Origin of the sequence: Proteus sp. HMSC14B05 (assembly GCF_001808035.1) — a bacterium.
GTDB classification, from domain to species: Bacteria; Pseudomonadota; Gammaproteobacteria; order Enterobacterales; family Enterobacteriaceae; genus Proteus; species Proteus mirabilis.
Genome location: NZ_KV791981.1, coordinates 444 through 4,759, shown reverse-complemented (window position 1 = coordinate 4,759; position 4,316 = coordinate 444). Strand labels below are relative to the sequence as shown.

8 protein-coding genes and 1 pseudogene are annotated in these 4,316 nt (G+C 40.6%); 8 read left to right on the top strand and 1 reads right to left on the bottom strand.

The window, feature by feature from the left end; translation table 11 throughout:
* Positions 1 to 453 precede the first annotated feature (453 nt).
* Together HMPREF3129_RS05165 and HMPREF3129_RS05160 are read left to right on the top strand one after the other, a co-directional pair.
* Positions 454 to 765, top strand: coding sequence for a hypothetical protein (locus tag HMPREF3129_RS05165; protein ID WP_070486864.1), 312 nt, complete (start codon positions 454 to 456; stop codon positions 763 to 765).
* 14 nt (positions 766 to 779) lie between these two features.
* Positions 780 to 1,016 (top strand): hypothetical protein, encoded by a 237-nt coding sequence (locus HMPREF3129_RS05160; protein WP_004245995.1) that lies wholly within the window; start codon positions 780 to 782, stop codon positions 1,014 to 1,016.
* Here the strand turns inward: HMPREF3129_RS05160 and HMPREF3129_RS05155 are convergent.
* Entirely contained in the window at positions 988 to 1,269 is a 282-nt protein-coding gene (locus HMPREF3129_RS05155; protein ID WP_004245996.1) for a hypothetical protein, read from the bottom strand. The two genes, HMPREF3129_RS05160 and HMPREF3129_RS05155, sit on opposite strands and share 29 nt — an antisense overlap.
* 166 nt (positions 1,270 to 1,435) lie before the next feature.
* Here HMPREF3129_RS05155 and HMPREF3129_RS05150 point away from each other — a divergent pair, with 166 nt between their 5' ends.
* The 6 genes and pseudogenes from HMPREF3129_RS05150 to HMPREF3129_RS18855 form a co-directional block, all read left to right on the top strand.
* The gene (locus tag HMPREF3129_RS05150; RefSeq protein WP_036905388.1) at positions 1,436 to 1,624 is read left to right on the top strand and encodes a hypothetical protein; all 189 of its coding nucleotides are present in this window, start codon (positions 1,436 to 1,438) and stop codon (positions 1,622 to 1,624) included.
* A gap of 303 nt (positions 1,625 to 1,927) precedes the next feature.
* Entirely contained in the window at positions 1,928 to 2,161 is a 234-nt protein-coding gene (locus HMPREF3129_RS05140; protein WP_070486860.1) for a hypothetical protein, read from the top strand.
* 128 nt (positions 2,162 to 2,289) lie between these two features.
* Entirely contained in the window at positions 2,290 to 3,186 is an 897-nt protein-coding gene (locus HMPREF3129_RS05135) for a coiled-coil domain-containing protein (RefSeq protein WP_139142867.1), read from the top strand.
* Positions 3,187 to 3,408: 222 nt separating this feature from the next.
* Entirely contained in the window at positions 3,409 to 3,684 is a 276-nt protein-coding gene (locus tag HMPREF3129_RS05130) for a hypothetical protein (RefSeq protein WP_063693270.1), read from the top strand.
* Positions 3,681 to 3,902: a hypothetical protein gene (locus HMPREF3129_RS05125; RefSeq protein WP_064497312.1), complete on the top strand. Its 222-nt coding sequence runs from the start codon at positions 3,681 to 3,683 to the stop codon at positions 3,900 to 3,902. Before HMPREF3129_RS05130 ends, HMPREF3129_RS05125 begins: the two co-directional genes overlap by 4 nt.
* Positions 3,899 to 4,316, top strand: a pseudogene (locus HMPREF3129_RS18855) (PD-(D/E)XK nuclease-like domain-containing protein); the annotation flags it as partial. The gene HMPREF3129_RS05125 and the pseudogene HMPREF3129_RS18855, both read left to right, overlap by 4 nt.

The following is a 4,316-nucleotide window of genomic DNA, read 5'->3' as shown; positions in this document are numbered from 1 at the left end:
CCTCCCCGCGAGGGCTTTTTTGTGCCCTCTCCCCACCAAAGAAGTGATCTGCATTCCAATCTGAGATTTATTTGAAAATAAATTACTTTTAAATTCAAGAGAATAGAACCAATAGTTCGTGATTTAATAAATCATTCGTACTTTTGGTCTTGATTAATCCGTACTTATAGTTCAATATATAACACATCAAAGGCAAGCAACATGAAATACAGCCTAATGTTCTTTAACAATTTGGAAAGTCGAAACAGCATACCTACCCTGTTTAGACCCTTACGCAAAAATGCGACGTATCACTAGGCACGATCTGGCTAGTGAGAATGTTACTACTGCACGAGAGTGATTACAGATGGGAATAGGCAACACTGGCAGATGTTAGGTATGTAAGCGCAAGAATACTAATTATAGGTCATTCAATGAGTGACCTATGGTAAGTAAAAGAATAACGGAGGTTATGTGGAAATTTACTATCAACCACCAAAGAAATTTAAAGGCAATCCAACACCAGTTAGAGTTAAGAAAGTTAACAGTAACTCATTCAAGGCTAGGCAATATGCTAGATATGCATCTTTCAGAGCTAACAAACTGAAAGAAAAAGAGATTGCTAAAGCTAACTCAGTGAAAGAGAAGAAAGAACGCCCTGTTCTCTCTCTAAAACCAACAAAGCATTATCCAAGTGGAGATAACTGCTGCTTACCTAATGTAGCAGTATTTTCAGGAGTTAAAGCAAAACAGCCGAGCAGTGAGTTCGGGGTGACGGCGAGATAAATAGGAGAAGTAAGATGAAATTTGAAGATTTAACAGAAGCGTCTCAAGAATCGGCTCGTTCGGTTCTATCAACCTTGCTAGTTGATAGTTATCGACGCAATTTTAAATTAACTCGTGATGATATTTTGGAATTAGGTCATAGAGTTAGAAAGGCATTTGTGACCTTGGAGAGCGAAAAACCAAAACCTGAAATGTGTGGTAGTGGTTCTATTGGTTGTGACTTTAGTAGTAAACAAGCCCCGTCCATCTAATTCTTTCAGCTTCAGTTACAAGAACTTTAGCATTAGCTCTAACTGATTGGGCTACTTGGAAGGCTGTGCTACTTACGGCTTCAATATCATAATCTCCATTGCAGTAATATTCAGCATCAGGGAGATCGTATACTACACCATTATCACCAGTTATTTGCTTTGAAAATCCGTAGCTTTCCATTAAATCATATAGAGCCTGATAGTCTGAATAATTAGCATCAGGTAATTCCACTCTCACTATAAACATAGCCATTTAAATCATTCCTTATATTGACTGTGGAATAACCAATATATCAATTTTCCTTGACTGTGGAAAGTGAGGAACCACCTCGCCTGACGTGGTTAAAAGCAGGCGCAGTTAACTAATTACAGTCCATTCTGTGGGCTGTGGTGAGTTGATTAATAGATAGGAGATAGAGATGGAAATTACGATTTTGTGCTCGTCAGCTGATTGTAGTTCTGGGGTTGGAGTAATGGAGGTAAAGGTCACCGATGTGGCTGATATTTCAATTCCAGAGTGGTATCAAACTGAAATACTCAGAACAGCTATTAGTGAAGAAAATATAATCAAGTACCTTAAAAGCCAAGGTTATTTGGTTACCCGTTAATAACGGAGGGAGTATGACAATAGATGATTTCCACAATGGAAAGTTACCCATGCCGAAATTATTTAGAGCTGTTCGAGTCGAGTTTGATTCACTGGTTCCAAATGGCCCTAATGATGAATATTGGGTCACAACAATCAGGTATGTAAGACGAGTTAGACATGCTGATGGTTGGCGCTGGCAATTGGTAAGGACGCATCATAAAGGTTTGGATAGATGGGATTCATACTTAGAGTTGGATAGGGAAGGACTTAACGACATTAATCATGTGTACGGACTAATTAAATAGTTAGGAGGGAGTATGACATGGGAAAAATGACATTCGTAGTTGAGTATGAAGATGGTAGAGAGCCGTCTGTAAACGCAGGAACGGAGATATTAGGCGGTAAGTTGTTATCAGTTGGATTTAATGACTACCGAGATGAACAACTAACTCAGGATGAAGTTAGCGCCTTAAATCACGCAATTAACTTTAACGACTTGAAAGAAACCTGCGAAGACTTTGAAGTTAATTATGACGAAGTTGTAGCAAAACTCTAAAACCCTCAGTCAGCAGTAACCCACCACTTAATCATTCATATCGCTATTAATAGTGAGGAATACGCACATAAGGAACATAGGAAATGGCAAATGAATTAGTCGTAATTGAACAAGCTACGGCGCTAGATTTGTTTACGGCACCAGAAAAAGTAAATCAGATGCTAGAGCGCATTAAATCTCTTGCAGAAGAAGAACGAAAAGAACTCGATAGCGATTTATCAGTAGTTAAAAACCGAAAAGCATTCGCTTCTCTGGCGTACAAAGTTGCTCAAACAAAAACGTATATCGACAAGGAAGGTAAAGCAGTTGTCGATAAGTTAAAAGAGCTACCCAAAAAAGTTGATGCTAGTCGTAAGTTATTTCGTGACGAATTAGATGCATTGAGCACAGAAATTCGCAAGCCACTAACAGAGTGGGAAGAGCAAGAAAAAGCTCGCGAAGAAGCCGAAGCACTTAAGAAGCAAATCGAAGTTGATCACGAAGAAGCTCTGCAAATGAACGAATTGTTTGATTTACGCAAAGCCGAAGAAGAACGCAAGCGCATTGCTCGTGAAGAAGAAATGAAACAACAAGCTGCGGAACAGGCAAGACTCGAAGCTGAACGTAAAGCACAGCAAGAAATTGAAGCAGCAGCTAAACGTGAACGTGAAGTAAAAGAAGCTGCCGAACGCGCTGAGCGTGAAAAGCAAGAAGCTATTCAGCGTGCAGAGCAAGCGGCGAAAGAAGCCAAGGAAAAGGCAGAGCGTGATGCTAGAGAAGCACTGGAACGAGCAGAACGCGAGAAGCAATTAGCTATCGAAGCTGAGCGCAAGAAAGCACAGGAAGCAGAACAAGCGCGATTAGCAGAAGAAGAACGTAAGCGTCAGGAAGAAGCTAAACGTCAGGCAGATAAGGAGCATCGTCGCAAGTATAACCAAGAAACCTTACAAGCCTTAGTAAGTAACGGATTTGATGAAAAATTAGCGACTGAATTTATTAAGTTAGTTGCTAGTAATAAAATCCCCCACATGACAATGAACTACTAATACCCACCGCACCAACACCAGATAACCATCCTATCGCTCACCTAGCGAGGTAACAATGAAAACTAACTATTACAGCGCTATGCGTGATTGCATGGCGGTGCGTATCACTACGCCTTTTTTACAACTCGCACGTCAAGCGGCAAGGATTGCCGTTTCAACTAATAACAAGGATGTCTGGCGGTTGGCGAGTCAACTACAGAAGATGGCTTACGGGAGGAAAGTATGTCACTGACTATACGTTACACCTATGCAGATATGACCAGTAGAAACCGAAATAATGGCACGGAAATAGCCTTTCAGAATCTTAACGATGTCCGCATTGAAACAGAATCATTCAGGGAACTTACTCAGTATTACCAACCTGAGCCGTCAGAAGTCGTTGATTACATCATTAATCAGTATGACGCAAAGTCACTCGCAGCAGCTATTCATCTCTCAGGACGAGGGGAAGTAGTCGCAAAGATACTCAATGAGTTGTATTTCAGGAGGGTTGCGTGAATCCTTACCATGAACTTGACGCAAGGGAAGAACGCAAACAAGAAGAAGCATCATGGATTGATGCAAAGGACGCTGAGTTAAGTAATGTCGCATTTAATGTGGTTGATGGATTACCAAAGGATATTACCAGTCAATGGAGTGACAGCGTTTTCGATATGACAATTGATGGTCTTTACAAGGAGTTAAAGAACTATCAGGAACGTAGGAGGATGTCGTGAAACCCGGTATCTATTACGACATTTCAAATGAGGACTATCACCATGGATTAGGAATCAGCAAATCTCAGCTGGATTTAATAAGTGAGGTTCCCGCTAATTTCGTCTGGCAAAGGGATGCGCCAGTTGATGAAGAAAAAATAAAGTCACTAGATTTCGGGACCGCTATCCACTGTCTTTTGTTAGAACCTGATGAATACAGTAAGCGATACAAGATAGGTCCTGATGTAAATAGACGGACCAACAAAGGGAAAGAAGAAGAAAAGGAATTTCTCGAAATGTGTGAAAAGGAAGGTATCACACCAATCACTCATGACGATAACAGGAAGTTACTACTCATGAGGGACAGTGTAATGGCATACCCTCCTGCTAAATGGTGTTTGGAAGCTAACGGAGTAGCTGAAAGTAGCATTTATT